General features: G+C 59.5%; 25 protein-coding genes and 2 tRNA genes. 12 read left to right on the top strand and 15 right to left on the bottom strand.

Annotation, left to right across the window (positions count from 1 at the left end):
* The 3 genes from V7080_RS07225 to V7080_RS07215 all read left to right on the top strand — a co-directional run.
* The coding region (locus V7080_RS07225; RefSeq protein ID WP_334187728.1) for a fumarate hydratase C-terminal domain-containing protein at positions 1-237 on the top strand (237 nt) is incomplete at its 5' end.
* 31 nt (positions 238-268) lie between these two features.
* Positions 269-1,081, top strand: coding sequence for a glutamate racemase (gene murI / locus V7080_RS07220; protein ID WP_334187729.1), 813 nt, complete (start codon positions 269-271; stop codon positions 1,079-1,081).
* An 86-nt stretch (positions 1,082-1,167) separates the two neighbouring features.
* Positions 1,168-1,243: transfer RNA gene (locus V7080_RS07215), tRNA-His, on the top strand.
* 545 nt (positions 1,244-1,788) lie between these two features.
* Here V7080_RS07215 and V7080_RS07210 read toward each other — a convergent pair.
* Positions 1,789-2,439, bottom strand: a complete 651-nt coding sequence (locus V7080_RS07210; protein ID WP_334187727.1) for a hypothetical protein — start codon at positions 2,437-2,439, stop codon at positions 1,789-1,791.
* A 241-nt stretch (positions 2,440-2,680) separates the two neighbouring features.
* Between V7080_RS07210 and V7080_RS07205 the strand changes: the two genes are divergently transcribed.
* Positions 2,681-3,358: an SOS response-associated peptidase gene (locus tag V7080_RS07205; RefSeq protein WP_334187726.1), complete on the top strand. Its 678-nt coding sequence runs from the start codon at positions 2,681-2,683 to the stop codon at positions 3,356-3,358.
* Positions 3,359-3,769: 411 nt separating this feature from the next.
* On the opposite strand, the gene V7080_RS07200 is transcribed toward V7080_RS07205, so the two are convergent.
* Together V7080_RS07200 and V7080_RS07195 are read right to left on the bottom strand one after the other, a co-directional pair.
* Positions 3,770-4,057: a hypothetical protein gene (locus V7080_RS07200; RefSeq protein WP_334187725.1), complete on the bottom strand. Its 288-nt coding sequence runs from the start codon at positions 4,055-4,057 to the stop codon at positions 3,770-3,772.
* Between the two features lie 478 nt (positions 4,058-4,535).
* Positions 4,536-4,608: transfer RNA gene (locus V7080_RS07195), tRNA-Thr, on the bottom strand.
* 333 nt (positions 4,609-4,941) lie between these two features.
* Here V7080_RS07195 and V7080_RS07190 point away from each other — a divergent pair.
* A complete protein-coding gene (locus V7080_RS07190; RefSeq protein WP_334187724.1) occupies positions 4,942-5,136 on the top strand; it encodes a hypothetical protein in 195 nt (64 codons plus the stop codon).
* A gap of 37 nt (positions 5,137-5,173) precedes the next feature.
* On the opposite strand, the gene V7080_RS07185 is transcribed toward V7080_RS07190, so the two are convergent.
* The gene (locus V7080_RS07185) at positions 5,174-5,335 is read right to left on the bottom strand and encodes a type II secretion system protein (protein ID WP_334187723.1); all 162 of its coding nucleotides are present in this window, start codon (positions 5,333-5,335) and stop codon (positions 5,174-5,176) included.
* Between the two features lie 409 nt (positions 5,336-5,744).
* Here V7080_RS07185 and V7080_RS07180 point away from each other — a divergent pair, with 409 nt between their 5' ends.
* Positions 5,745-5,954: a hypothetical protein gene (locus tag V7080_RS07180; protein ID WP_334187722.1), complete on the top strand. Its 210-nt coding sequence runs from the start codon at positions 5,745-5,747 to the stop codon at positions 5,952-5,954.
* Positions 5,955-6,141: 187 nt separating this feature from the next.
* Here V7080_RS07180 and V7080_RS07175 read toward each other — a convergent pair whose 3' ends face one another.
* From V7080_RS07175 to V7080_RS07165, 3 genes are all read right to left on the bottom strand, one after another.
* The gene (locus V7080_RS07175) at positions 6,142-6,285 is read right to left on the bottom strand and encodes a hypothetical protein (protein ID WP_334187721.1); all 144 of its coding nucleotides are present in this window, start codon (positions 6,283-6,285) and stop codon (positions 6,142-6,144) included.
* A 679-nt stretch (positions 6,286-6,964) separates the two neighbouring features.
* Positions 6,965-7,711 carry a methyltransferase domain-containing protein gene (locus V7080_RS07170; protein ID WP_334187720.1) on the bottom strand — a complete coding sequence of 249 codons (747 nt, stop codon included), beginning with the start codon at positions 7,709-7,711 and terminating at the stop codon, positions 6,965-6,967.
* Between the two features lie 143 nt (positions 7,712-7,854).
* Positions 7,855-10,569, bottom strand: a complete 2,715-nt coding sequence (locus V7080_RS07165) for an EAL domain-containing protein (RefSeq protein ID WP_334187719.1) — start codon at positions 10,567-10,569, stop codon at positions 7,855-7,857.
* Positions 10,570-11,044: 475 nt separating this feature from the next.
* Between V7080_RS07165 and V7080_RS07160 the strand changes: the two genes are divergently transcribed.
* Positions 11,045-13,282, top strand: a complete 2,238-nt coding sequence (locus V7080_RS07160) for a family 1 glycosylhydrolase (protein ID WP_334187718.1) — start codon at positions 11,045-11,047, stop codon at positions 13,280-13,282.
* Between the two features lie 32 nt (positions 13,283-13,314).
* On the opposite strand, the gene V7080_RS07155 is transcribed toward V7080_RS07160, so the two are convergent.
* Together V7080_RS07155 and V7080_RS07150 are read right to left on the bottom strand one after the other, a co-directional pair.
* Positions 13,315-13,917: a carboxymuconolactone decarboxylase family protein gene (locus V7080_RS07155; protein WP_334187717.1), complete on the bottom strand. Its 603-nt coding sequence runs from the start codon at positions 13,915-13,917 to the stop codon at positions 13,315-13,317.
* A gap of 29 nt (positions 13,918-13,946) precedes the next feature.
* Complete coding sequence (locus tag V7080_RS07150) at positions 13,947-15,137, bottom strand: YbfB/YjiJ family MFS transporter (RefSeq protein WP_334187716.1); 1,191 nt, start codon at positions 15,135-15,137, stop codon at positions 13,947-13,949.
* Between the two features lie 139 nt (positions 15,138-15,276).
* Here V7080_RS07150 and V7080_RS07145 point away from each other — a divergent pair, with 139 nt between their 5' ends.
* Complete coding sequence (locus tag V7080_RS07145) at positions 15,277-16,149, top strand: LysR family transcriptional regulator (protein ID WP_334187715.1); 873 nt, start codon at positions 15,277-15,279, stop codon at positions 16,147-16,149.
* 40 nt (positions 16,150-16,189) lie between these two features.
* Here V7080_RS07145 and V7080_RS07140 read toward each other — a convergent pair whose 3' ends face one another.
* The 6 genes from V7080_RS07140 to V7080_RS07115 form a co-directional block, all read right to left on the bottom strand.
* Entirely contained in the window at positions 16,190-16,417 is a 228-nt protein-coding gene (locus V7080_RS07140; protein WP_334187714.1) for a hypothetical protein, read from the bottom strand.
* A 111-nt stretch (positions 16,418-16,528) separates the two neighbouring features.
* On the bottom strand, positions 16,529-17,557 hold the full coding sequence (locus V7080_RS07135) for an alpha/beta hydrolase (protein WP_334187713.1): 1,029 nt from the start codon (positions 17,555-17,557) through the stop codon (positions 16,529-16,531).
* A 147-nt stretch (positions 17,558-17,704) separates the two neighbouring features.
* Complete coding sequence (locus V7080_RS07130; RefSeq protein WP_334187712.1) at positions 17,705-18,034, bottom strand: DHCW motif cupin fold protein; 330 nt, start codon at positions 18,032-18,034, stop codon at positions 17,705-17,707.
* Between the two features lie 9 nt (positions 18,035-18,043).
* A complete protein-coding gene (locus V7080_RS07125; protein ID WP_334187711.1) occupies positions 18,044-18,718 on the bottom strand; it encodes a LysE family translocator in 675 nt (224 codons plus the stop codon).
* 30 nt (positions 18,719-18,748) lie between these two features.
* On the bottom strand, positions 18,749-18,970 hold the full coding sequence (locus tag V7080_RS07120; protein ID WP_334187710.1) for a hypothetical protein: 222 nt from the start codon (positions 18,968-18,970) through the stop codon (positions 18,749-18,751).
* Between the two features lie 48 nt (positions 18,971-19,018).
* Complete coding sequence (locus V7080_RS07115; protein ID WP_334187709.1) at positions 19,019-20,149, bottom strand: class I SAM-dependent methyltransferase; 1,131 nt, start codon at positions 20,147-20,149, stop codon at positions 19,019-19,021.
* A 180-nt stretch (positions 20,150-20,329) separates the two neighbouring features.
* Here V7080_RS07115 and V7080_RS07110 point away from each other — a divergent pair, with 180 nt between their 5' ends.
* The 4 genes from V7080_RS07110 to V7080_RS07095 all read left to right on the top strand — a co-directional run.
* A complete protein-coding gene (locus V7080_RS07110) occupies positions 20,330-22,660 on the top strand; it encodes a sensor histidine kinase (protein ID WP_334187708.1) in 2,331 nt (776 codons plus the stop codon).
* Positions 22,657-23,052 (top strand): response regulator, encoded by a 396-nt coding sequence (locus V7080_RS07105; protein WP_334187707.1) that lies wholly within the window; start codon positions 22,657-22,659, stop codon positions 23,050-23,052. The genes V7080_RS07110 and V7080_RS07105 overlap by 4 nt, the downstream gene beginning before the upstream one ends.
* Before the next feature lie 2 nt (positions 23,053-23,054).
* Positions 23,055-23,393 (top strand): Hpt domain-containing protein, encoded by a 339-nt coding sequence (locus V7080_RS07100; RefSeq protein WP_334187706.1) that lies wholly within the window; start codon positions 23,055-23,057, stop codon positions 23,391-23,393.
* Positions 23,394-23,667: 274 nt separating this feature from the next.
* Positions 23,668-26,224: bifunctional glycoside hydrolase 114/ polysaccharide deacetylase family protein (locus tag V7080_RS07095; RefSeq protein WP_334187705.1), on the top strand; the 2,557-nt coding region annotated here is incomplete at its 3' end.

Genomic DNA, 26,224 nt, shown 5'->3' with positions numbered 1-26,224 from the left:
GCCTACCTGATGGCGGTCGGCGGCGCGGCTTACCTGGTCTCGAAGGCGATCAAGGGCGCCAAGGTAGTCGGCTTCGCCGATCTGGGGATGGAAGCGATCTACGAGTTCGACGTCAAGGATATGCCGGTCACGGTGGCGGTCGACTCCAACGGCATCTCGGTGCACAACACCGGACCTAAAGAATGGCAGGAAAAGATTGCTACCTCCATCGGCAGGATTCCGGTTACTACTGCCTGATTTGACGCGCTCCGCAGTCACGCCAACGCCGATGGATGCCATCGGCGTTTTCGATTCCGGCATCGGCGGCTTGTCGGTGCTGCGGCATATCCATGCCAGCCTGCCAAATGAACGCTTGCTGTACTTCGCCGATTCCGGCTTTGCGCCTTATGGCGACAAAACGGAGGATGTGATCGTCGCCCGCTCGCTGGCAATCGCGGCATTTCTCGTCGAGCAGCGCATCAAGGCACTGGTCGTAGCGTGCAATACCGCCACTGCCGCGGCGATCGCCGCATTGCGCGAGCGGTATCCTTCGCTCACGCTGGTCGGCGTCGAGCCCGGCCTGAAGCCGGCGGCGGCGAGCAGCGCGTCCGGCATCGTCGGGGTTCTTGGTACTGCACGAACCCTATCCAGCGCGAAGTTTGCGGCCCTGCATGCGCAGATCTCGGCGGCGACGGGCGTGCGCTTCATCGCCCAGCCCTGCGTCGGCCTTGCAGACCAGATCGAAAAGGGCGAGCTGCGCTCGGCAGCCACTGCTTTGCTTGTGCGCCGCTATGTGGAACCCCTGCTTGCGCAGGGCGCCGACACGCTGGTGCTTGGTTGCACCCATTATGCGTTCGTTCAGCCGCTGATCGAAGAGGTCGTCCGCCGCATGACGTCTCGCCAGGTAACGATCGTCGATACCGGCGAACCTGTGACCCGCCAGTTGGCACGCCTGCTGGAGGCGCGAGGACTTCTGTGCCCGGCCAGCAGCGGATCATCGATTGCTGCTTTCACGACCGGCCATGAGAATTCGCTTATGCACGCTTTCTCGACATTGCTGAAATTGCAGCCGGCAATCGCCCGGATTGATGCACAAAAATAATACGCGGTCGAATTTGCCAGCACGCCATGGATTTTGTATAATGCTCGGCTTGCTCGGTAAGCATCCGTGCAATCAATGTTTCAATGGTGGCCGTAGCTCAGTTGGTAGAGTCCAGGATTGTGATTCCTGTTGTCGCGGGTTCGAGTCCCGTCGGCCACCCCAGATAAATCAAAGCGTTAGCCCAGTTCATCGGACTGGGCTTTTTGCTTTCTGGAACAGCCTGAGTGCGAGCCAAAAGCATTTCACCGCAGTCGCTTTTCGATTCCGGCGTTGCCCAAATGGCCGATGGATACCGTTGCCCTCCAAAATCGCATCGAGCGCCCCTTAATCATTCCGATTCCAACACTATATGCTCACGCAAAAAAAATCCCGCAGCGTTGACGCGCTGCGGGATCTGTACTGCTGGAGAACTACATACGAGCACCTGGGAGGTAAGCTCGGACATCATCCTAACACTTATGCCTTACATTGAGCTGACCGGCAATAGAGGCGAACTGAAGGTCATTTTTTGGATTGTCCTCAATAGCGTCGACGGTTCAAGCCTAATACAGAGACGGCTCGCATGGGCCGGGCAATCCGAAGCGCATGTTGCTTGATAATGATTTTGCGATGGTCTTTCCAAAGCACTTTCTTCTCCCCCGGCTCTCCTCGCCGCAAAACCTGAATTGACTTGGCAGAAGCGCCAAGGCGGCGATTCTTTTTCTTGGCTATACGGAATTTTTCCCTGGTTCGCCGTTGAATTTGTTCAGGATGTAATCGAGCCTGTCTCTGGATACGACCGATTTTGTTCCAAAACGATTTTCCAGCACATGCCGCTGCGATTTCACCAGGGCCGCCGATGCGTACACCAAAGCCATTGATTTTTCGCTTTTCAGCCGCGCCTCCTTCAGGTCTTTGATGGCAATCTCTGCGTGTGTCCGTGTAATCTTCAGCTCACGGTGGTTACGCGAAGTCTGGAGCTTGGCAACCGAATCATCCGCCGATTCCTTGGCGGATTCATGGTCCAGGCGATGACGGGCATATGCGGAAAATTCACGAATGGATTGCTGTGAAGTTTCGATATGCAGGGCAACAATCGAATAAAGCTCATCGTGCTCTGTCCCGGACCGACGCTTCAATCCGACGAGTTCCTTGTCCAGATCGTTGAGCGCAGCATTCGCTTTTTCACAGTATTCAGCCAGGGAGATACCTTCCGGATTCCCCTCCAGCGCATAAAACTCGTCCAGATAGTTCGATGCAAGTTGCACCGTTGGCCTGAGGGTATTCAACACCTCGGCCAATCGATATTGCTGAACTCCAAAGTAGGCACTGGCCGCAAGCACTGTGATGATAAGGAGCCCCGTTATTACTTTCTTCATATACATTTGCCTCTGATTTGCCGCTTGAAAGGAAACGCAGTCACCGCCCCGAAGGTTCGGTTAAGTGAAGATGACAATAATGTGATCAAATACATTTCAGTTTTGCCATCTTACTTGACTGCATGACAAATTACAAAAATGACAATTAAACCGCAAATTCGGCTTGCGGTCATCTTGTTTCAGGGCAAACAGGATGGCACACCTGAAAGCGGCCGAAACGGCAGCCCGGTAAAATCCAGCCATGTGCTCAAACTACCGCCCCTCCAGTCGCGAGCAGCTTCAGCAGCATTTTGGCGTCGCGCCACCTGATTCCGAATACAAAGCCGAGTCCTACCCCGGCTACATGGCGCCAATCATCCGTCTTCCGAAGCCGGACGCCTTGCCTGGCGATCGGGCCTGCGCGCTGGGGATGTTCGGCATTGTTCCCCATTGGGCCGATACAAAACTCGCCCGGCAAACCTATAACGCCCGCACAGAAACGGTTTCCGCAAAACCGAGCTTCCGGAATGCATACAAGCACCGGCAATTTTGTGTGATTCCAGCGGCGTCGTTCTATGAGCCGTCTTACGAAACCGGCAAGGCGGAGAGATGGGAAATTGCGGATGCTGACGGAGCGCCGCTCGGTATCGCGGGGATCTGGGAGCACAAGCAGGACGGCCCGGATGGTTTGTCGCTGCTGTCGTTCTCCATGCTGACGATCAATGCGGACGAGCATCCGCTGATGCGGCGGTTTCACAAGCCTGAAGATGAAAAACGCATGCTGGTCATCCTGCGGCCGGAGCAGTACGACGAATGGCTGACGTGCCCGGCCGAAGAAGCGCCGAGGCTGTTTGAACCATATCCCTCAGAGAGATTGATCGCCCGGGCAGCGCCCAGAACGAGCGCCAGGGCCGGGCAGCAAACACTTCTCGATATCTAGATCGGATTTCGGAAACTCGCAAGGGGCCAACCCGGAACCTGGTGTGGGTTACCGATTCGTCACAAAATCACCCGTCCGCTGGAATTTCCATTTGACGCCGTGCCGCGAAGCAGTCCATTGTTCAAAGCGAAAAATCTTCAATGGACTGTGTTTGCATCGCTCGCCGTCTCATTGCCCGTGCTTGCCTACAACTTGGTCGAAAGCCCGATGATTCGATTTGGTAAAACGATGGGAACGAAATTGCCGCCCTCACCGCGAAATATTGCGGTCTCTGTCCCTTAGCGCGGCTATCCCGCAATGCGTCACACCGGACCGAGCTTCCAGGCGAAATTGACGGCGCCATCGACAAAGACCGCAGCCGAAGCGGTGCACTCGACTGCTATTGCACTTCCGGCTGCGACAGCGCCTGACTCAGCACTTATGTCCTCTCCCTCCCCCTCTACCTTGACCCCAGCCACCGCCATTGCCGCCCCTGGCGGATTGAAGCCGCATGGCGTTGTACGTGACAAAGCTGTCCGGCACGGATTGAAGAACGCTTTGGGGCAGTGTGGAAAGAACGATGCTGGCGACATATTCGACGTCACCGCTCTTGATTAACGAAACCGCCTTTTCAATACTGGCGGGACCGGCAGAAAAAGCTAGAGGCGGCATCGCCAATAGCGGAATGGCGCATAACGCAACAATCGTCTTCTTGCTCATGATGGCTCCTTAAAAAACGCTAGCGGACACAGCCTAGCGTGATCATGGTAGACCCGGCGCGCGCAGTTAAGCGCACCGATTCAAAGATCGATGGCGGACCCCGGTTTCAACAGGCGTGGTATCGAAAAACCTGATTTGAATAGGCCCTTGGGGACAGCCAGCCGGCATGTACAGATCGCTTTTTAAAGTCGTGGGCAAGAGCAGCAGCTGAATTCCACCGATTGGCTATCGGTGTTCAAGTCAGGCACAACCGGGATTCGGCAGAACACCGGCATTGATTGTTTCGTTGAAGATCACTGCATGTCTGTTGCCGACGGGAAGTCGGTCGCCAGAACGTGTATCCACCTGGAGAATTGTCTTGCCGAGGAGGCGGATATCAGAGAACACATCGTTGCCATGCAAAAGGGCCGACCGCCGATACCGGCAGCCGGCCCTTCCCTATTTCTTATCGGTTTAACGCTGCGTGAATGTCAATTGATGCCAGCTGAAGGACTCGAACCCCCTACCTGTCCATTACATTTGGAATGCTCTACCCGTTGAGCTAAGCCGGCGTCGTCATGGAATATCGTATTCGAGAGGGCAGGATTGCGTTAGACAGAGCGCAAACAAATAAAACTTCGTTAGCTACATCGTCGTGTGTGATCGGTGGAGCGACTAACCTTGCCGGTCTGCATGCATCCGTGGAGACCGACCAAAAATTGATTGATCGCAAGCACGTCGTTCTATCTGAATTTTGCATGTCGGCCAATCCGATTTATACTGTACGAACATACAGTGCCGGTAAGAACGGACATTTACGGGATCGCCGGACGAGAGGTCACTTGTATAAATGATTGAAATCCGTGGCTCGGTCACTTCCCAACGCATTACAGACGTTTATCCACATGCAAAGAGAAAAGTCCGCGCTGTCCCTGCTCAAGGATGGCGAACTCTGCGAAGTCATTACCAAGGATGGTCAACGCCTTGCGCGCTGGAACGCGCTCAACTGGTGCTTCTACTTTATTGATGCCGGCAATGTCAGCATATGCCGGATGTCGGATATCGAGGAATGGATGCCGGCTGTCACGAAGGCGCAATGACCGCGGAGGTTCCGGGAGAGCATCTTGCTGGCCGCAATCAGCTCGCGGAGGGTTTTGCGTTTTTGGTGCAGAGGGTAGAGGATGGGTCGCTTTCGCAGCGCTTTTCGATGATCGCATTGATCAGAAACGATCCGGCGAGGCCTGCGATCAGCAATACGACCATTAACTGAATGATGGTAAAGCCCGAATGTTTTGTCATATTGTTCTCCCTTTAACCGGAGGCTTGGAAACAAGCCTCCGGAGGCGCAACAGGATAGCAGAATGACAGGGCAAACGGAAAATGCCGCAATTACCGTTTGCCGAACCTTCCGTAACGATCCGACCGGCTACGTTCGGCGATCACATGACGCGGCATGCCGGTGTTCTGACGGGGTGATGAGGTGGCTAGATCTTGTGAATGCAAACCGGCACGCTGTGGCATTGGGCCGGAGGTCGGAGCTTTTGAATACATGGCGGATCTCCCGTGAATGAACAGCACAATGTTCACACAAGAAACTTAGAGCAGACTTAAGCAGTTTGAACAACGCTCCAATCAGCGCGGAAACGCAATGAACCCGTTCCGGGAATACTGATCCAATGTGCAATTGTCAACAAACTGCAAGGCACTCATGAACGCCTATATCGCATTGGCTGCCACTTCGATCTTCCTTGCTGGCTGCGCCATATCGACCAGTGGTGAGGTCACACCTGCCCGTCCGGTTGCCGCACAGGGCGCGAATGATGTACAGGGTAACCCGATATCAGTGCCGGGTTCCGGCATGGGCGTGGGATCTGGCGTGCCTGGTGCCGCGACCGGCCCCGGAACAGGATTGCGCTGACAGCACGCTAGCACACTGTGGCAGCCAAAAAAATGACCCGTGCACCTTTCAGCGACGGGCCGCAATCTTTGGAGAATATTACGTCTACAGCGTCTTCACTGTATTCCTAATCGCATTCCGAAAATGTGACTGCGATCACAAAATATTACATGCCGGTAATATTTTGTGATCGCAGTTTTCGTATTCGTTATCCGCGTATTCCAAGCACCGGCACGACCATCATCGGCGACACGCGCGACGCTTCGGTACGAATATTGCCATGCTCTTCCCTTTTCTTGAGGCGGTATTCGCTGACCAACAGCGTCGTGGCGACCAATATGAGAACGATCACAGATTTATGCACCGGAGTAGACATGCTCTTGAATCACTCATTCGAGATGTAGAGATGCCTAGACCGGGTTCTATTTCCTTAGTTCAATACATTCGGTGCAAAGGCCAAACAAAGGTCGCGCAGACCTTGTTTCATAATGAATGTGCATGCTTAAACGGCAAAGATGTTTCAATTGAATGACAAAGAAAAAAGCCTGCCATCGATGAACGAGTGGCAGGCCTAAACAACGCCTTTTAAGGGAAAATCGAGATCATGTTACCGCGCAGATGCCTGATGCCATTGACCTTCGTCAAATGTTGAATCGCATTTGCATTCTTAGTCAGTTGACCGATGATATGCGTTCGGCAATGTGTCCGCCTGTTCAATCAACATGCATTTTTGCATTTGAACATGAAGTGGTTCGACAGGCATTCGCTTGGATATCTGTTAGTGATTCCCACCGCGCCCATCTAGGGACCAACATCTAGAGGTATTAGTTTTTCAGCCAAAGATGTGTTGCGCAAAGTGCATACGAATGCAGCAATAAAAATGCATAACCACTGATGTGAATACGGTGCGCGATCCGGAATATCGAATGCATTCGCACCGGTAAAATGCGGCATTGCTTCTGCGAAAGGGCAGTGCAAGCGAATTCACTGCGCGCGCTGCAACGCCGATGCCGTGCGTTGCAGCCTATGCCTTATCCGCTTTTCTTTACATCCGCGACATCTGCAGCGGAAGTCGCCGATGCGGCATGTTTTTCAATCATCAGAAAGAAGTGTGCCTTGATGCCGAATACGCGCTTATGGCCGACATCATGTTTGGGCTTGGCCGGAAGCAGGCTGGCAAGCTTATAGAGCGCACTGGAATCGAGCAGGTTGAGCGAGGCTGCGGACACAGGCTTGCCGGTCCAGGCAAGGAAACGTCGCCACCATGCCTGCGGCAACCAGTGGAAGAACGGTATGCCGGTATGGAATTCGATCGGGTGTCGCCGGTTCGAGGTGGTAACAAAGACGCCTTTGCGAGCGACCCTGTTCAGCTCCATCAACAACTGGAACTGGCGCTCGAAATTGCCGGCGTGCTCGAGGACCTCTCCGCAGAAGACCCAATCGAATTCGCCATCTGCGAACGGAAGATGGGGATTGTCGAGCTGGCGTGTCCAGGATTCGGCAAGCGTAGGACGGCGGGACGCGCCGGCATCGGGCGTCGGAAGCTTGAAAATCGTAACGCGAGAGCGGGCCTGCTGATCGGTCGACCCGGATAGCGGTCCGATGCTGTCCGGCAATACGGCGCCCGCAAGCCCGACGTTGAGTACCGAGCCGTCGGGATCGTTACGCCGGAATTCGGTGAATGCGTCGAGCAGCTTCCGGCGTTGCGACTCCAGCAGCCGTTCAAACATGCCCCCGGCCGGTCCGGCGCCGTATTCCGCATTGATGGTGTGCTTCAATTTTCTTCTCCTGCGCTTGCGAATGGGATGCGATCACCCCGGCATCGCTGTCGTGGTGATGTCGCTTCTGCATATTATTCGCCGCAATGGGCGAATGGCGGCTTGTGAAAGCACAAGAAAACACGCGGCGCCGGAAAGGAAAATCAAACGTTGCCGGATTCGGGAAGGAGAGGCGCTGCGGCACCGATGGCATTGCCTTGTGCAAAGTCGACGCCGATAGAGCGCAATTTATCCAGAATCAAATCATTTTCCACGAATTCGGCGATGGTACGAATCCCCATCAGATGGCCGATGTGATGAATGGAGGCAACCATCGCATGGTCGATCGGATCATCGACAATGTCGCGGACAAAGCAGCCGTCGATCTTGAGAAAGTCCACGGGAAGGTGCTTCAGGTAAGCGAACGACGACATGCCGCTGCCGAAATCGTCGAGTGCAAAGCTGCAACCCAGAGCCTTGAGTTCACCCATCAGCGTCGCGGCATTTACAAGATTGGCGATGGCGATCGTTTCGGTAATTTCGAAACAGATCTGCGAAGGCGCGATCCCGGATTCGGCAAACTCCCTGCGCACGAAATTTAGAAAGTTTTCATCAGCCAGCGACGCGCCGGACAGATTGATGGCATAGCACACCCGCGATGCCCTGCCCCCCGCAGCGACGCTCGCGGCAATATGCGCAAACACGGACCGGATCACCCAGCGGTCCAGGGCGGGCATGAGGTTGTAACGCTCCGCGGCAGGGATGAAGGCCATCGGCAGCACCATGCGCCCGTCCCGTTCGCGCATGCGCAGAAGCACTTCGCTGTGCGACGGCGTCGAGAACGGTTCCGCGGCCGAGCGTTGCAAATCAATGATGGGCTGCACGTACAGGCAGAAACGCTGCTCATCCAGTGCGCTGGTAATGCGCCCGATCCATTCCATTTCGACATGGCGCGTCGCCAGCGCCTGGTCTTTCGGCAGATACGTATAGATGCGGTTACGTCCACGCTCCTTGGCCACATAGCAGGCCGCATCGGCATTGCTCAGTATTTCGGCAAGGGTGAGCGTATCGTCGTCAAAGTTCACGTGGCCGATGCTGACGCCGACCGTGAATCGCTTGTCCTCCCACGCGAAGATATGCTCGGCCACCGCCTGGCGCAGCTTCTCCGCAATGCGCAGCGCCGCGTCAGGCGGGCAGCTTTCCAGCAACACACCGAATTCGTCGCCGCCGAGCCGGGCCAGCGTATCGCTGTCACGCAGATTGAGCCTGAGCACGGCGGATATCTGCCGAAGCAGTTCGTCGCCGGCGACGTGACCGCAGGTGTCGTTGACCACCTTGAACTGATCAAGGTCGAGATAGAGCAGGCCGTGACCGATCCCGTTGACTTCCACCTTGCCGAGCGCCAGCCGCAGGCGGCGCTCGAATTCCATGCGATTGACCAGACCGGTCAGCGGATCGTGCCTGGCCTGGTGCGACAACTGAGCCGCCAGCTTGCGCGCGAGCGACACATCCCGAAATGCGATGACGCACCCGGTCGACTGCCGGTCCCGGTCTAGCAGACGGGCGATCGACCCTTCGACGGAAAATTGCTCGCCGTCACGGCGCATCAGCAAGGTCCTGCTGCCGATGCCCGCCGGCCTGCCGGAAGCTGTGGTATCCGGCGACAGGCAGGCAACCGGCATGCCGGTTTCTTCGTCGACCAGGTTGAGTACCTGCGATAACGTACGCCCCGCTGCTTCTTCGTTGCGCCAGCCGGTCAACTGCTCGGCGATCGGATTAAGGAAGGTGATTTTTCCATCGACATCGGCACTGACCACCGCGTCGCCGATCGATTTGAGCGTGGTCTGCGCTCGCTCCTTCTCCTCGAAAAGGGCAGCCTCGGCCTTCTTCCTTTCCGCGATATCGCGGAAGAATCCGACGAACAGCCGCCGTCCGTTCAGATCCATGTCCGAGAAGGAGATCTCGACCGGCAGCTCGGTGCCGTCGCGCAGCAGCGCAGTTGCTTCGGTAGAGCGCCAGTCGAGCTTTTTCAAGCCGCTTTGCAGGTAGCGTTGCTTTCCGCGCCGATGCGCTTCCCGGAAGCGTTCCGGTTGTATCGTTGCAAGGTCCTTGCCGATCAATTCTTCCGGCATATAACCGAGCACCTGCAAGGTGCTTGGATTCGCATAGCGGATGACGTCATCCATATCGAGTATCAGCACCGCGTCGGTGGTGGTTTCCCATAATGTGCGATACAGCAGCTCCGCATTCTTGTGCGCGGCGGTGGCTTGTACAAGTTCGCGCGTGCGCGCATGCACGCGCGCTTCCAGTTCATCGTGCATGCGTTGCAAACCGGATTGCGCCTGGTCACGCTCCATCATCAGCCGGTTCAGTTCGACGATGCTGCGCCTTGATTCGAGCTGGGTAAGGGCCTGATGGGCCAGCACGCGCAATGCAAACAGCTGATCATCGCTGAGCCTGCGGGGCCTGTGATCCATCACGGTCAGGGTGCCGACTGCATGGCCATCAATGTTGATCAGCGGTATGCCGACATAGAAGCGGATATTCGGTTCACCCTTCACCATCGGGTTATCGGCGAAACGCGGATCGGTGAGCGCGTCATGGACGATAAAGGGACCGGGCCGGCCAATGGTGTGGGAACAAAATGCGATATGGCGCGGGGTTTCCGAGACGGTAAGGCCAAGCCGCGATTTGAACCACTGGCGGTTTTCATCGACAAGGGTAACGGTCGACATCGGCGTGTCGCAGATCGATGCGGCGAGGTGCACGATATCGTCGAACACGCCTTCCCGGCCCGTATCGAGAATATTGTATTGATGAAGCGCATCAAGACGCGCCTTCTCGTCAACCACAATTTTGTTATCGCGAGTCACTGTCATGGATGAACCTTGCGCTGCCTGCGATTACCGCCCGAAGAGTATCGCCGGGAATTCGTCACCGTAAGTACCGGCAGGAACCGGTGTTGAACCATGCCATTTCGACATGCTTTTTTTATTCGAATAATTTCTTGACGAACACAAATATAGCAGGGGTTGCGTCAGCGCTGCGAACACGACCGAAAATATTGACGATCGTCAATAAACCTTTACATCTTTCGTCCGCACCGGATTGTTTGGGTCCATTTGGATGTCACGAAAGAATGGCTTCGGTACGAACCCCATGGCTTGGAATTTGCATTTCGATCTCCGAGACCGGTCAACAATTTGCTGCAGTAAGTGCCATCAATCTTTTATGCGGGCAGTGTAACGACGGTATGCACACACTTCCATTCTTCACACCAGCATTCCAACTTCCCTTCTCCCTCCCCCGATTTCAATTTCACAAGGCTTTAATGCTTTCAATGGGATTAATGTTATGAAAAATATATTGAACGAAGAAACACCACCGCTTGAGCTATGGGGCGGCCTCGAATGCACCGTCAATCGCGTGCTTGATGAATATTTCAGCCAGATGGAGCGAAATGGCCATGCGACACGGACCGCCGACCTGGAACGCTTTGCATCGCTCGGCATCCGTGCCATCCGATACCCTGTGTTGTGGGAGCGCACGGCGCCCAACGGCATCGCCGATGCCGATTGGTCGTGGCCTGATGAACGGCTGCCGGAGTTGCAGCGCCTCGGTGTCACGCCCATCGTCGGACTGGTACATCACGGCAGCGGTCCGCAACATACCAGCCTGGTTGACCCGGATTTTGCGGTCAAGCTGGCAGAATTTGCCGGTGCGGTCGCGCAGCGTTACCCATGGGTGGAGTACTACACACCTGTCAACGAACCCCTTACTACCGCCCGCTTCAGCGGCTTGTACGGCGTCTGGTACCCGCATGGACGGGACGAGCGCACCTTCATCCAGGCTCTGATCAATCAGTGCCGCGCGGTCGTTCTGTCCATGCGGGAAATCCGCAAGATCAATCCATCCGCAAAGCTGGTCCAGACCGACGATCTCGGTAAGTCTTACAGCACGCCGGAAATGTCTTCGCTCGCGAACTTCTACAACGAGCGGCGATGGCTGGGGTGGGATCTTCTTTGCGGCAAGGTCGGGCCCGGGCACGCACTGTGGCAGTACCTTATCGATACCGGCATCGACGCATCGAAGTTTCTCTGGTTCGCGGAAAATACCTGCCCGCCGGACATTATTGGCGTCAACTATTACATCACGAGCGAACGCTGGCTGGACCACCGCGCAGAGCGCTTTCCAGAACGTTTTTGCAGCGGCGGCTTTGCCGACATCGAAACGGCACGGGCACTCGCAACGCCGACCGAAGGCATCGGTCCGTTGCTGCAGGAGGTCTGGGAGCGCTATCGTTTGCCGCTGGCGGTAACCGAAGCCCACATCGATGCGAATCGTGAAGACCAGTTGCGCTGGCTGCTTGAAATATGGGATGCCTGCAAGGAAGTACGCCAGAACGGCGTCGACATGCGGGCGGTGACGGTTTGGGCACTGCTTGGTTCTTATGACTGGAATTGCCTGGTGACGGAATGCAGGGGCTACTACGAATCGGGACCCTACGATGTGCGCTCTCCGGAACCGCGCCCCACCGCCGTCGCCACGCTGATGCGGGAGTTGGCCGGCGGCAGCGAATTGTCGCACCCGGTGCTGCAGGGACTAGGCTGGTGGCGGCGCCCGGGCCGGTTCTTCTGCGATCCGGTGGACATTGCGGCGACGCCGACGCCGATCCGTTCCAGCGTCAAGAAAAAGGAGCATGGACTTGTGCAGCCTATTTTGATTACCGGGGCCACCGGCACGCTCGGTAGCGCGTTCGCGCGCATTTGTGAACAGCGCAATCTTGCATTCCGCTTACTGAGCAGGCAGGAGATGGATATTGCCGATTCGCAATCGGTGGAAAAGGCCATCGCAAAATACCAGCCCTGGGCCATCATCAACACCGGCGGCTATGTGCGGGTGGACGAGGCCGAGAACGATGTGGACAGATGCATGCGTGAAAATGCGCTCGGCCCGGAAGTCCTTGCCCGTGCCTGTGCGACAGGCGGCATCCAGTTGCTGACGTTCTCGAGCGATCTGGTGTTCGACGGCCTGAAAGGCAAACCCTATGTCGAAAGCGATCCGGTCGCGCCGCTGAATGTCTACGGCCGGAGCAAGGCGGACGCGGAACGCAGGCTGCAGGATATGTATCCGGATGCGCTGATGGTGCGCACCAGTTCATTCTTCGGCCCCTGGGACAACTTCAATTTCCTGACGCAGGCGCTGCGCACCCTGAAGGCAGGAGAGCAATTCAAGGCCGCCGGCGACATCACCATATCGCCCACCTATGTGCCGGACCTCGTGCATACCTGTCTGGATCTGCTGATCGACAAGGAAAGCGGCATCTGGCACCTCACTAACGACAGGGAGATCACCTGGGCGGAACTCGCGGTGAAAGCAGCGGAGATGGCCGGGCTCGATCCGAAGCGGGTAGTACCGGTATCCGGAAACGACATCGGCTACATTGCGGCACGCCCGGCCTACACCGCCATGACCAGCGAGCGCGGCAACCTGCTGCCTTCGCTGGAAGATGCGCTGTCCCGCTTCATCGACTCGCAACGGGAGACCGTGCTGGCGCCAAGCAAGGAGACGGGCGAAGAAGCCGTCGGCTAACCGATGCAGTCAGGCGCCGTTTACGCTGATGCCTACAGCGGAAACGGCGCCAGCGGCGTCACCGGAGAACCGGGCTCGGCAGGAGTGCGTGCGACATTCATGATCAGCGACACGGTCGTGAAATAGCCGGCCAGCCCGACCATGTCGATCACGCCACGCTCGCCGAACGACTCCACCGCGCGGCGATAGGTCGTGTCGCAGACACCATGCGTGCGAAACAGCTCATCGCATACGTCGTACGCAATTTCCTCGTCGGCGGCCATGCCCGCCGGCCTGCGGCCTTCCGCCAGCGCATCAAGCACCTCGGCCTTCACGCCGGCCTTCAATGCCAGCGGATAATGCACCCGCCACTCGAACTGGTTGGTCAGGTGGCGCGCGGTGATCAGCATGACGAATTCATTCAGGCGGGTGTCCAGCGAACTTTGAAAACGCAGGTATTCGCCGACCTTTTGCAGCCGGTTCATCAGTTCGGGGCTGCGCAGCATCGGAATGAACGGGCCTTTCACCGCACCGCGCGGACCGGCGATCATTTCCTGCGCTGCGGCTTTCTGCGCGTCGTCCATGCTTTCCGGGTCCATCGGCGGCATGCGTTCGGGGCCATTGCCCTGCGAGGCGGGTCGGGAATCGTTGCTCATGAAAGGTCCTTTCTCAATCAAATATAAACTCAGGCGGTCGCGCGTGTCCTGCCTACGGCGAGCAGCGCCGCGCTGATCAGCAGCAGGGCGGCGGCCAGATACAGTGCCCGGCTGAAATCGCCGTCCTTGCCGGCGACGATGCCGATGCTGAGCGGCCCGGCGATCTGTCCTGCGGCGAATGCGGAAGTCATCGCGGCGATCAGCCCCGTCGCATCCTTGCCGGCCACCTGCTTGGCTTCCTGCATCGCGCACAGCGTGATCACCATGAAGGTGCCGCCGACGAACAGCGCCGCGATCAGGATGGCGGGAAACTGCGACCATTGCGGATTCCACAGGACCGGCAGCGCGACGCCGATTGCCATCACCACATGGCAGGCAATCCATAACCAGCGATTGCCGAAGCGGCGCACCAGCATGGCGACCGCCAGTGTCGATAACGCGGCGGCAGCGCCGAATACCGGCCACGACCAGGCGAACAGTGTCGGATCCTGCAGCGCTTTCTTCGCCATCACCGGCAGGAAGGTGGCGGGAATAATGTAGCCGAAACCGAACAACCCGTAGCAGGCGACGAGGCGGACCGAGTCGGCTGTCCAGCGATAACGTGCCCTGCCCTGCGATACCGTCGCGGTGACGGCCGAGCGACTCGGAAAGAAACGCCAGATGACAGCCGTCACGATGGCGGAAAACAGACCGAGCACCAGCCATGCGCGGGAGGACCCGGCGTCCTGTGCGATCAACGCGATGCAGAGCATCCCGGCGATGGCGATGCCGCTGCCGACACCGGCGAACACGATGCTGTTGAGCGCCGGCCGCTGGTAGCGGGCCAGCGTTTCGAGACACCATGCGGAGACCGATATCAGGACCCAGGCGCTGGCAACACCGGCTGCCAGGCGCAGCAGCAGCCATCCGGCGAGCGGCAGCGTGAGTGCCATCGCGAGCGTGGTGACGGCAATCGCGCTCAATCCCATGCGAATGGCGCGCGGCGGATCGATGCGCACGAACATTGCCGAGATCGCACCGAGCAGATAGCCAAGATAGTTGGCCGAAGCAAGAAGGCCGCCGCCGGCAATTGACAGGCCGGCATCATCGAGCATCATCGGCAGCACCGGGGTAAAGGCGAAGCGGCCGATGCCCATGGCCACCGCCAGCGCGAACAGTCCGGCAAGCGCGGCGGGAATGGGTGAAGCGGATGTATCGGCGGCGAGTTCGTTTACAGGCATACGGTTTTGGCGGCAAGATTTTGCTAACAGAGATACTTTCCGAACTTCATCACGTTGTCATTGAAGCGGCAGGACGCTGCAAGTGTACCTTGACCTCGCCATATCGAAAAATGAATAATAGAGATGGGAGGTTCTCGAAATGAGAAACATTGATCTGGATTCATTGCAGATATTCAAGGCGGTGGTCGACTTCGGCGGCATCACCAAGGCGGCCGCCCAGCTCAACCGCGTACAGTCCAACGTCACCACGCGGGTAAAGCAGCTGGAAGACCGGCTGGAAGTGAAGCTGTTCCAGCGGCAGAACGGCAAACTGCTGCTGTCGTCGGAGGGCAAGGTCCTGCTTGCCTATGCGGAACGGCTGCTGCAGCTGTCGTCCGAGGCGGAGGCTGCCATCAGGACGGGCACGCCGCGTGGCACGCTGCGCCTCGGCACGATGGAAAGCACGGCGGCCGCGCGCCTGCCGTCGGTGCTGGCGCGCTTCCACCGGCACTATCCGGAGGTGCAGATCGAACTCGTGACCGGCACGTCCGGAGCCTTGCTCGGCAAGGTGCGCAACTACGATGTGGAGGCTGCATTGGTCGCGGAGCCCTTTACCGCGCCGGACCTCGACGCCCAGGAAGTATTCGTGGAGGAACTGGTGCTTATCACGTCGAAAAACACGCCGCAGATCTGCACGCCGAAGGACCTGAAAAAACATACGATCATCGCCTTCGCCGCCGGCTGCTCGTATCGGCGCACCCTCGAAGAATGGCTCGGCCAAGCCGCCGTCGTGCCGGACCGCGTGCTCGAACTCGGGTCGTATCACGCGATCGTCGCCTGCGTCGCAGCCGGCTCGGGCATGGCGATCGTTCCGCGTTCGGTGCTGCGGGTGGTTCATGCGGACAGTGAAGTTGCCGCCTATCCCCTGCCGGAGAAATTCGCGAGGGCTCGCACATTCCTGGTTTCCCGCCAGGGGCATCAATCGGCGGCGCTGGATGCGATGCGCAAGGAACTCCTGCGCGGGAAACGGTAAGTTGCACGCGAAGGACGCCGGCTCTTGCAGTATGGCGGCGTCAGAAAATCGACACGCCGCGCATGCCGGAGAAAATGAACATGCCGCCGGCCAGGATGGGTATCACCACGTAGGTGCCGAGATGGATGCGGTTACCCATTTCGTCCCCGAACAATTCCTGAAGCGCCTGGCGTTTGCCGGCCGCCTGCGGTTGCCGCTTTCTCGCGATCGCCATGTAGATGCCGAAAAACACGAGGGCAATGCCAATGGCGATGGTGACGATGTTCATGGTGCTCCCCTGCGTGACGGTGTGCCGCTATTCTAGTTCCCCGCAGGAGGTCGTGACAAGCAAGTGAACATTCCGCCGCCACGCACGACAGGCACGGTTCATTGCGTGCCGTCAGTCGTTCTTGGGAATGGTCTTGTCCATCCAGGCCAGCACGTCGCGCTGCACTTCGTCGCGATTGGTTTCATTGAGGACTTCATGCCGCGCACCGGGGTAGAACTTGTGGCTGATGTCCGTCATGCCCAAGGCCTTGTAGCGGTCGAGCAGCGCCTGCGTGGCCTTGAGGTTGGCGCCGACCGGATCGAGTTCGCCCTGGATGACCAGCACCGGCAGGTTCCTGATGATGCGCTCCTCCCGTGCCGGGTCGCGCAAATCGGCAAGCCCCTGGAAGAAGTCGCGAACGAGTTCATTGCTGAAGGCGAACCCGGCCAGCGGGTCCTGCTGGTATTTCGCAACCTCCGCCGCGTCGCGGCTGAGCCATTCAAAACCCGGCTTGCCCGTGAAGGGCTGGTTGAAATCCTTGAATAGGTTGGCCCATATTTCAGAGGGTCCGAGCGGCGACGACTTGGCTGCGGCATCGAGCGCGCCCAGCAATTCCTTCGGCGGCGGGGGACCGTAGGCGGTGCCGCTCAGGATCACCGCGTCGATCAGCCTCGGCCGCTGGGTCATGTAGTCCTGTGCAATGAACGATCCCATGCTGTGGCCGAACAGCACGATATGCGAGCCGGGATGTTCGGTGCGCAGCAATTGCGTCAGGTGGGTTTCGTCGGTGACGAAGCGGTTCCATGCGTCCGGGCCGGCATCGCCGAGCTGCCCGGACCGTATCCGCGTGCGGCCATGGCCGCGATGATCGGTGGCAGCGACCGCATAGCCCTGCGCAACCAGCGCCCTGGCGAAACGGTCGTAGCGGCCGCTGTGCTCGGCGGCGCCGTGGACGACCTGCACCAGCGCGCGCGGCTTCTTGCGTGTCGCCGCCCAGTAACGGTAATGAATATCGGTGCCGTCGGTGGCACGGAAGGTGCGCCAGACGCTGCTGCCGTCGGCCGTGGTGTTGGGATTGGATGTGCCGGCACATCCGGCCAAGGTCCCGGTCAGCGCGGAACCGGCCCATGCCAGCATGATCAAGCGTCGCATTCTGTTCATCGGAGTCTCCTTTATTGGTCTTATCGATGGTATTGGATGATTTCGAGGTTTGCCGGCAATCAACCATGACGGCCGATTTTTTCGACCATACGCCATCGATGCAGGCATCGCTTTGACAGGCTGCAAGAGAAACGGCAATGCCGCCCGTCAGTCCACGATGAACAGCCTGGCGCCCACACCGGTCCAGGAACGGTGCGGCTCGGCATTGTCGGCGACCTGGTAACTCATGCCCGGCCTGAGAATGAATGTCCGGCCATCTTCCAGTTCGGTGTGCAGCTCTCCCTCCAGGCACAGCAGCACATGCCCCTTGGAACACCAATGGTCGGCAAGATAGCCCGGCGTGTACTCGACCATTCGCACCCGGATGCCGCCGAAGGTTTGCGTACGCCACCACGCGGTACCGGTTTCGCCCTTGTGTTCGGTCGGCAGAATGCTGCTCCAGTCGGTCGTTCCGAAGGGAATATCGGTCATGCGCATGGCGAATCCTTATTTGGTTGTTGCGGTATTGGAACCGGAGGCGGCGGTGAATACGCCGAGACCGATGAAAACCGACGCTGTCGCATAGCGACCCGCGGCACCGATGCCTTTCAAGTTGGCGAATGCGGGCGCGGCGGCGTTCGCGGCCAGCACGTAAACCATGTCGGTGAGTGCGGCGATCAGGACGAAGGCCGCGCCGAACAGGATGCTTTGGATGACGGCGGATGCCGCCGGGTCGATGAACTGGGGCAGGAAGGCGGCGAAGAAGATCGCCGTTTTCGGATTCAGCAATGCGACCAGGAAGCCGTCGCGAAAAATCCTGCCGAGCTGCGGCGCCTGCCTTTCCATGCCGGTGCCGGACGCCGGCGATGATGCCGGCCCGGCCGGCGCTGCGCGCAAGGCCTTGATGCCGAGATAGATCAGGTATGCGGCGCCGGCGTATTTCACGACGCTGAATGCCAGCGACGAGACGGCGAACAACGCTGCCAGCCCCACCGACGCGCCGATGGCATTGCCGAGATTGCCCAGCGCGACGCCCGCCACCGAGGCCAGCCCGGCGCGCCGTCCCTGGGCGATGGTACGGGTGACGATGTAGACCACCGCGGGTCCGGGCGTGACCGCAAGCACGAGGCTGGCGACCAGAAATGCGGCCAGCATGGGCCAGGCGATGACGGCATCAGGCATGACTAGCCTCCTTGAACGGCGTGGACGAGATCAGTGATGATGGTGATGCGACCAGTTGCCGTCCGGGGAAGCGAGGAAGGACTCGACGGCATCCTTCTGCCCGGTTGCATGGCGCATTACCTCGCCGCATTTGCAGATCCCCTGGTAAGGCTGGATATGGGAACAGGCGGACACCTTCTGCAGGAACAGGGTGACGGGTTTGGAACAGCTCTTGCACTTGAATGTCAGCGTGCGGGCGGGTTTGTTGCTCATGTATATGCAATCGGAAGTATTGAAAACGGCCCTATTGTCCCCGACCGTTCAGCGCGCCGCAAGCCGCCAGAGCGAGGTGATCTCGGCGGCGCGGGCGGCGTGCAGCGGATCCCCGAGGTCGGCCGTCTTCGGATGATGCGGACGGACGTCAATCCGCCCTGCCACCGTCAGGCCAGCACCGTCGATCAGCGCCAGCAATTCGGCGCGCGAACGCAGGCCGAGATGCTCCGCAATGTCCGACAGGATCAGCCAGCCCTCGCCACCCGGCTCCAGGTGCGCCGCCAGGCCGGCCAGGAAGCCGCGCAGCATCCGGCTGTCAGGGTCATACACCGCATATTCGATGGCGGAACTGGGCCGCGCGGGAATCCATGGCGGATTGCAGACGATCAGCGGCGCTTTTCCGGCAGGGAAAAGATCCGCCTCCACGATCTCTACCTGCGAGGCATAGCCGAGCCGTTCGATATTTTCCCGCGCGCAGGCCAGCGCCCGCGGGTCCTGGTCGGTTGCGATCACCCGCTTTACGCCACGGCGGGCCAAAATCGCCGACAGCACGCCGGTGCCGGTGCCGATATCGAACGCCAGCGCGGTTGACGGCAGCGGCGCCTCGGCCATCATGCCCACATACTCGCCGCGGACCGGGGAAAACACGCCGTAGTGCGGATGGATGCGGGCACCGAGCGCGGGGATCCCGACCCCTTTCTTGCGCCATTCATGCGCGCCGATCACGCCCAGCAGCTCCCGCAGGGAAGTCGCGAACGGGCCGGCGTCGGGACCGTAGGCTTCCAGGCAGGCCTGCCGGACATCGGGCGCGCGCCGCAGCGGGATCGTATAGCCGGCGTCGAAGGGGATCAGCAGCATCCCGAGGATGCGCGCGCGGTGCGCCTGCGCCTGGCGGTGCAGGTGGAAATTGTCGGCCGGCGTGGCGCCGGTTTTGCGCGGCTTGCGGTCGATGCGGCGCGCCAGCGCCTGCAATAACTGTCGGGCATTCTGGAAATCGCCCCGCCAGAGCAGTGCGCTTCCTTCGCTCGCCAGGCGCAGCGCGGTATCGGCGGTCATCCGGTCATCCGCCACCCGTACCCGTTTCGGCGCAGCCGCCGCGCTTTCCGATCGCCATGGCAGCGTGCCGGGTCCGTCCGGCGAATTCTCATCCGTCCACTGCAGGAGCGATTGCGTAGTCATTTGATCAACTTTCTTGTTTTAAAGGCCACCACAAAGGTGGCGCGCAGCCATCAATTCAGAAAAATCCTGCATATGACATTTCCGTAGAGCATCACAAACCGGTATCCTCTCCGAATCGCCCGATGGCAGGGATGCCAGCCCCGATCCCAGCCCTGCCCTCACCGTTATGCAGACCATTCAATGAATTTAAAAAAGATCATTTACGACCGCGGCGTGGGAGTCTACCTCGCGGTGGTGTTCTCCGCATTATCACTGCTGCTGACGGTGGTCCTGGTGGAAATCATCGGTGTCACCGCGACCGAACAGCTCAAATCCAATATCGGCAACAGCCTGGGCGAACTTGCCGTACAAACCTCGGACAAGCTTGATCGTGGCATGTTCGAACGCTACCGGGAAGTGCAACTGATGGCGCAACGCGCAGAACTCAGCGCACCGGACAGCACCCCGGCAACCAAGCGGGCCATTCTCGAATCACTACAGCAGGACTATCCCTATTACGCATGGATCGGCCTGACGGATATGGACGGCAAGGTAACGGTAGCGGCCAGGGGATTGCTGGAGGGCGTGGACGTCTCGAAGCGGCCATGGCACAGCAACGCGCTCAAGGGCATCTATCTCGCCGACGTGCACGAAGCGAAGCTGCTGGCGAAACTTCTGCCCAGCGATGCCGGCAAGGAACCGATGCGTTTCGTCGACGTCGCCTTTCCCTACGGCGGCATGGACAATGCCGCCAAGGGCGTGCTCGGCGTGCACCTGTCGTGGCAATGGGCGAAGGAGGTCGAGCAATCGGTGATGCGGCCGATCGAAGTGCGGCGCAAGGCCGAGGCAATGATCGTGGCCGCAGATGGGAAGATCCTTCTTGGGCCGCCCGCCATGCAGGGAAAGACGATATCGCTGGCGAACTACCGGCGTGACCGCGACCATCCCGAAAATTTCCGCACCGAGACCTGGCCGGATGGCATGGAATATCTCGTCGGGTTCAGCAAGAGCAAAGGCTATGCGACCTACCCGGGCCTCGGCTGGACAGTGCTGGTGCGGCAAAGCGCGGACGATGCTTTCCTGCCGGTCAAGCGCATCCAGAACCAGGTGCTGGCCAGCGGCATCGGACTTGCACTGCTGTTTTCCCTGCTCGGCCTGATCGCTGCCCGCCGCATCACCAAACCGCTGTGGTCACTTGCCCGGTCGGCGCAACGCATACAGAACGGCGAAGCAGAGAAAATTGCACCCAACACCGGCAGTTATTTCGAGGTCAATGCACTGACGAGTTCCCTGAACCTGCTGGTGGCCAACCTCCTCTACAAGGAAGCCGCCTTCAAGGAGCTCAACCAGACGCTTGAAAAGCGGGTGCAGCAGCGCACGGCTGAACTTGCGCAAGCCCTGGCCGGCGTCACCGCCAATGAAATTCGCGTCCAGACGATCATCGATACTGCCCAGGACGCCTTCATCGGTGTCGATTTGCATGGACAGATCACCGACTGGAACCGCAGCGCCATCAGCATGTTCGGCTGGCGCAGCGAGGAAGCCATCGGGCGTTCTCTGACCCAACTGGTGGTTCCGCAGCGTTACTGGGCGGATTATGAAACGGCAATGCGCGATTTCCATGGGAGCGGCAGGGCCAACTTCTTCAATCGCCGCCTTGAACGCACCCTCATCAATCGCCGCGGCGAGGAAATACCGGTCGAGATGACCATTGGTTTAGCGGGTACGCATGAAACCTATTTCTTCAGCATCTTCGTCGAGGATATTTCGGAGCGCAAAAAGATTCAGCAGATGAAGAACGAATTCATCTCGACGGTCTCGCACGAATTGCGTACGCCGCTGACCTCGATACGCGGCTCCCTCGGGCTGCTTGCCGGCGGCGCGCTCGGCGCCTGTCCGCCGCAGGCGAAGAAGCTGGTCGATATCGCCAACGCGAATTGCGAACGGCTGGTGCGCATGATCAACGACATCCTCGATATCGAGAAGATGGAGTCGGGCAACATGGAATTCGATCTCGCACCGCGCGCGCTGCGTCCGCTGGTGCAGCAGGCGATCGACGCCACCTGTGGCTACGCCGGGCAGTTCAATGTCACTCTGATGTTCCATGATGCGCCGGCAGGGGAACCTGCCGTCATCGTGAACGCCGACCGCGACCGGATGATCCAGGTGGTGGTCAACCTGCTTTCGAATGCGGTGAAATTCACGCCATCCGGTCAGGCTGTCGAAGTCCGGGTCGCAACTCAGGAAGGACGGGCGCGCCTGTCCGTGATCGACCATGGCACGGGCATCCCTGAAGAATTCAGGCCAAAGATTTTCCAGAAGTTCGCCCAGGCGGACACCGGCAATTCGATGCACAAGGGCGGGACAGGACTGGGGCTGAGCATTTGCCGCAGCATCGTCGAACAGCATGGCGGCCGGATCGATTTCATTACGCCACCGGGCGGCGGCACCGAGTTTTTCGTCGAACTGCCCCTGCACAGCGAAAACCTCGTCGGGCATGACGTCGCCGGCATCAGGAAGGAAATGGCATGACGGCGCGTGGATTGTCGAGCATTCTGTATGTCGAGGACGATCCCGACATCCGTACGGTCGCCCAGATGGCCCTGGAAGTCGTCGGCGGCTTTTCCGTAACCGCCTGCGCATCCGGCGCCGAAGCGCTGGCAGCTATCGAGCGCAACCTGGTTCCGGACCTTTTCCTGCTCGATGTGATGATGCCGGAGATGGACGGCCCCGCAACCCTTTCCGCGCTGCGGCGCCTGCCCCCGGTTTCGCACGTGCCGGCGATCTTCATGACCGCGAAAGTGCAGGAGAACGAAGTCGCGTTGTATAAATGGCTGGGCGCCATCGGCGTCATCGCCAAGCCGTTCGATCCGATGCAACTTTCGCAACAACTGCGGCAGTTGTGGGAAGCGGGGAAAAACTGATCATGACGGCCGACGACAACCTGCAGGAACAAATGCGCCTGCTGCAGAACGGCTTCCTTGCCAGGCTGCCGGCGCGCATCGATGCGATGGAACAGGCGATGCATCGATGGATCGCCGGCGGCGACGAAGCCGACCTCCGGGTGCTGCATCGCCTTCTGCATTCGCTCGCCGGAACAGCCGGCACCTTCGGGTTGCAGGACACCGGCGAGGCATCGCGGCGACTCGAAAACACGGTCGCGTCATGGCTGGCCAGCGAAGAGCATACGAAGGCCGATATCGCTACTTTCGCGGCATCCCTGCGGCGGCTTCGCGCTGTACCTGTCGCCATATCGATGCAATAGATTCATTCAATAACCTGCCTGTCGTTTTGCGGCTAAAATCGTGCGCTTTTGCCGACAATCAACATTTCAGAAGCAGGGTTTCTGGTCGGTTCTCATGAAATTGGCGATCCGACATGCATTTGCTTTCTGCAGCACTGCCCCATAGCGCTCCATCCGTCGTCCGGCTGTTTTCCGGATCGGGTAGCGATGCACTATACGCATCGTCGGCAGGAACATTTCGAGTCCCGACAGAACTCTTCTCGCAAAGCAATGTCCATCCCGCCGTCGGCCTGCGGTGGCTGATTCAAACCGGGGCGGCGGCATGACGATGTGGCAATGGATGTGGCGGATTGCAGGATGGGCGCTCCTCGCGTGGACTGCAACCGCACCATCGCACGCTGCCGCTTCCCTTCCCTCGGTCGCCTTTTACTACGGCGACAATCCTCCGTTGTCCGATCTGCAGGCATTCGATATTGCCGTCGTCGAACCGGCCCATGTGCGCAATCCGCGTGCCACCGCACGCGCCGCCGCAGACGGCGGGCATGAATTGTTCGCCTATGTATCGTTGGGCGAAGTGCAGCCCTCGCGGCCCTACTATTCCCGGCTTCCGAAGGACGCTTTGCGCGGTGACAACGCGGCGTGGGGAAGCCGCGTGATCGACCAGGCGGCGCCCGGCTGGCGCGACTTCTTCTTGAACACCATCATTGCGCCGCTCTGGGAGCAAGGCTGGCGCGGCTTCTTCCTCGACACGCTCGATTCCTACCAGTTGTTCGCCACGACCGACGCGGAGCGCGCCCGTCAGACGGCGGCGATGGTCGCCACCCTGCGCGAGTTCAAGCGCCGCTATCCCGAAGCCCGCCTGATGTTCAACCGCGGCTTCGAGCTGCTGCCGGAGGTGTCGCCACTCGTGTATGCGGTGGCGGCCGAATCGCTGTACCAGGGGTATGACGCCGGCCGCAACGCCTACCGCCCCGTACCGGAGCAGGACCGTGAATGGCTGATGGCGCAGATGAAGACGGCACGTGACCGCTACAAGTTGCCGGTGATCGCGATCGATTACGTCACCCCGGAGAATCGGGCATCGCGGGAACTGGCACGCAGCACCGCCGCGCGCATCATGGCCGACGGCTTCATTCCCTGGGTGGCAGACGGCGGCCTGGTGTCGCTGGGAGTAGGCAGCATCGAAGTCGTTCCGCGCACGGTGCTGGTCCTGGTCGATACCGGCAACAAGCTGGACTTCCATTACACCGATGCGCAGCGTTTTCTCGGTATCCAGCTCAACCATCTCGGCCTGAAGTATGAATTTCTCGATCTTGCCGCCGCGCCGCTTCCAACGGCACCGCTGACCGGCCGCTATGCCGGCGTCGTGACCTGGTTCGAGAACAAGGTCGGCAATACGGCGCTCGCGCCCTGGCTGGCCGCGCGTGCGCGGGAAGGCATGCGGCTGGTCGTCTTCGACCGCTTCGGTTTTGCACTGGATGGCGCCACGGCCGCGGCACTGGACATCGTGCCCTTCCGTGCGCCGCGGCCGGATCGCCTGACCGTGCAGGCAATGGACAAGGAGATGGTCGGCTTCGAATCGGCGCCGTTCCCGAACCGCGACGATGTCATTCCCATCCGACTGGCGGAGAACAAGGGCCGCAGCCTGCTGCGGCTAGCGGACAATCGCGGCAACCACTACGACACGGCGGCACTGACTCCCTGGGGCGGCTATGTGTTGACACCATTCGCGATCGGCCGCTCGCAACTGTCGGAATATGCCTCCTGGGTGGTGCACCCGCTGAAGTTCCTGAAGGCCGCGCTCGCCCTTCCCGACCTGCCGGTGCCTGACGTCACCACCGAAGGCGGCCGGCGCATGCTGCTCGCGCATATCGACGGCGACGGTTTCGCATCCCGGGCGGAGCTGCCCGGCGCGCCGTTTTCGGCCGAGGTGATCAAGAAGGACATCCTGGAGCGCTACCGCATTCCTACCACCGTCTCCGTCATAGAAGGAGAACTGTCCAGCCAGGGCTTGTACCGCAACCTGACGGACAAGCTGGAGCCGATCGCGCAAAGCATCTTCGCGTTGCCCTATGTGGAAGGTGCGAGCCATTCCTACTCGCACCCGTTCACCTGGGCGGAGGCGGTCGCCAGCATGCGCGCCCGCGCCGCCGGCCAGGAACAGGCACCGAAAAAGGTGTTCAATCTCCGGCTTCCCGGTTACGAATTCGACCTGGCCCGGGAAACCAGGGGTTCGATGGATTACATCAACAACCGCCTCATGCCGAAAGGCAAGACCGCCAGCGTGTTCCTGTGGTCGGGGGACTGCGTTCCCCCGGCGCAGGCGATCGAGGAAACCTACCGGCATGGCTTCCTGAACCTCAATGGCGGCGACGCGGCCATCAATCCGAACTCCACCACCTGGACCACCCTCGCGTCGCAAGGGTTGCGCAAGAACGGCTGGTATCAGGTCTTCGCGCCGAACCAGAACGAGAATGTATATACCAATGGCTGGACCGGCCCCTTCTACGGCTACGAGCAGGTGATCGCCGCCTTCAAGGTGGCGGAATCGCCGGTGCGCTTCAAGCCGGTCAACATTTATTACCACTTCTATTCCGGCACCAAGCCGGCCGGCCTGGAAGCGCTGCACAAGGTGTACCGCTGGGCTGCCGCGCAGCCGCTGACCCATGTCTATGCCTCCGAATACATCCGCAAGGTGCTGGACTTCGAAAACACCAGCATCGCCCGCGACCTCGCCAGCGGCGACATCCTCGTGCGTACCGGAACTGCCTTGCGGACATTGCGGATGCCTTCCGGCCTGGCGGCACCGTCGCTGTCGGCGAGCACCGGCGTGGCCGGCTTCGCGCCGGGTC

Origin of the sequence: Noviherbaspirillum sp., assembly GCF_036846085.1 — a bacterium.
GTDB lineage: Bacteria > Pseudomonadota > Gammaproteobacteria > Burkholderiales > Burkholderiaceae_D > Noviherbaspirillum.
This window is presented reverse-complemented; position numbering and strand designations above follow the sequence as displayed.

What these genes read in the sequence shown, in the direction of transcription:
- murI (WP_334187729.1), top strand. Translation starts at nt 269, where the DNA reads ATGGATGCCATCGGCGTTTTCGATTCCGGCATCGGCGGCTTGTCGGTG.
- V7080_RS07210 (WP_334187727.1), bottom strand. Translation starts at nt 2,439, where the DNA reads ATGAAGAAAGTAATAACGGGGCTCCTTATCATCACAGTGCTTGCGGCC.
- V7080_RS07205 (WP_334187726.1), top strand. Translation starts at nt 2,681, where the DNA reads ATGTGCTCAAACTACCGCCCCTCCAGTCGCGAGCAGCTTCAGCAGCAT.
- V7080_RS07200 (WP_334187725.1), bottom strand. Translation starts at nt 4,057, where the DNA reads ATGAGCAAGAAGACGATTGTTGCGTTATGCGCCATTCCGCTATTGGCG.
- V7080_RS07190 (WP_334187724.1), top strand. Translation starts at nt 4,942, where the DNA reads ATGCAAAGAGAAAAGTCCGCGCTGTCCCTGCTCAAGGATGGCGAACTC.
- V7080_RS07185 (WP_334187723.1), bottom strand. Translation starts at nt 5,335, where the DNA reads ATGACAAAACATTCGGGCTTTACCATCATTCAGTTAATGGTCGTATTG.
- V7080_RS07180 (WP_334187722.1), top strand. Translation starts at nt 5,745, where the DNA reads ATGAACGCCTATATCGCATTGGCTGCCACTTCGATCTTCCTTGCTGGC.
- V7080_RS07165 (WP_334187719.1), bottom strand. Translation starts at nt 10,569, where the DNA reads ATGACAGTGACTCGCGATAACAAAATTGTGGTTGACGAGAAGGCGCGT.
- V7080_RS07160 (WP_334187718.1), top strand. Translation starts at nt 11,045, where the DNA reads ATGAAAAATATATTGAACGAAGAAACACCACCGCTTGAGCTATGGGGC.
- V7080_RS07155 (WP_334187717.1), bottom strand. Translation starts at nt 13,917, where the DNA reads ATGAGCAACGATTCCCGACCCGCCTCGCAGGGCAATGGCCCCGAACGC.
- V7080_RS07150 (WP_334187716.1), bottom strand. Translation starts at nt 15,137, where the DNA reads ATGCCTGTAAACGAACTCGCCGCCGATACATCCGCTTCACCCATTCCC.
- V7080_RS07145 (WP_334187715.1), top strand. Translation starts at nt 15,277, where the DNA reads ATGAGAAACATTGATCTGGATTCATTGCAGATATTCAAGGCGGTGGTC.
- V7080_RS07140 (WP_334187714.1), bottom strand. Translation starts at nt 16,417, where the DNA reads ATGAACATCGTCACCATCGCCATTGGCATTGCCCTCGTGTTTTTCGGC.
- V7080_RS07135 (WP_334187713.1), bottom strand. Translation starts at nt 17,557, where the DNA reads ATGAACAGAATGCGACGCTTGATCATGCTGGCATGGGCCGGTTCCGCG.
- V7080_RS07130 (WP_334187712.1), bottom strand. Translation starts at nt 18,034, where the DNA reads ATGCGCATGACCGATATTCCCTTCGGAACGACCGACTGGAGCAGCATT.
- V7080_RS07125 (WP_334187711.1), bottom strand. Translation starts at nt 18,718, where the DNA reads ATGCCTGATGCCGTCATCGCCTGGCCCATGCTGGCCGCATTTCTGGTC.
- V7080_RS07120 (WP_334187710.1), bottom strand. Translation starts at nt 18,970, where the DNA reads ATGAGCAACAAACCCGCCCGCACGCTGACATTCAAGTGCAAGAGCTGT.
- V7080_RS07115 (WP_334187709.1), bottom strand. Translation starts at nt 20,149, where the DNA reads ATGACTACGCAATCGCTCCTGCAGTGGACGGATGAGAATTCGCCGGAC.
- V7080_RS07110 (WP_334187708.1), top strand. Translation starts at nt 20,330, where the DNA reads ATGAATTTAAAAAAGATCATTTACGACCGCGGCGTGGGAGTCTACCTC.
- V7080_RS07105 (WP_334187707.1), top strand. Translation starts at nt 22,657, where the DNA reads ATGACGGCGCGTGGATTGTCGAGCATTCTGTATGTCGAGGACGATCCC.
- V7080_RS07100 (WP_334187706.1), top strand. Translation starts at nt 23,055, where the DNA reads ATGACGGCCGACGACAACCTGCAGGAACAAATGCGCCTGCTGCAGAAC.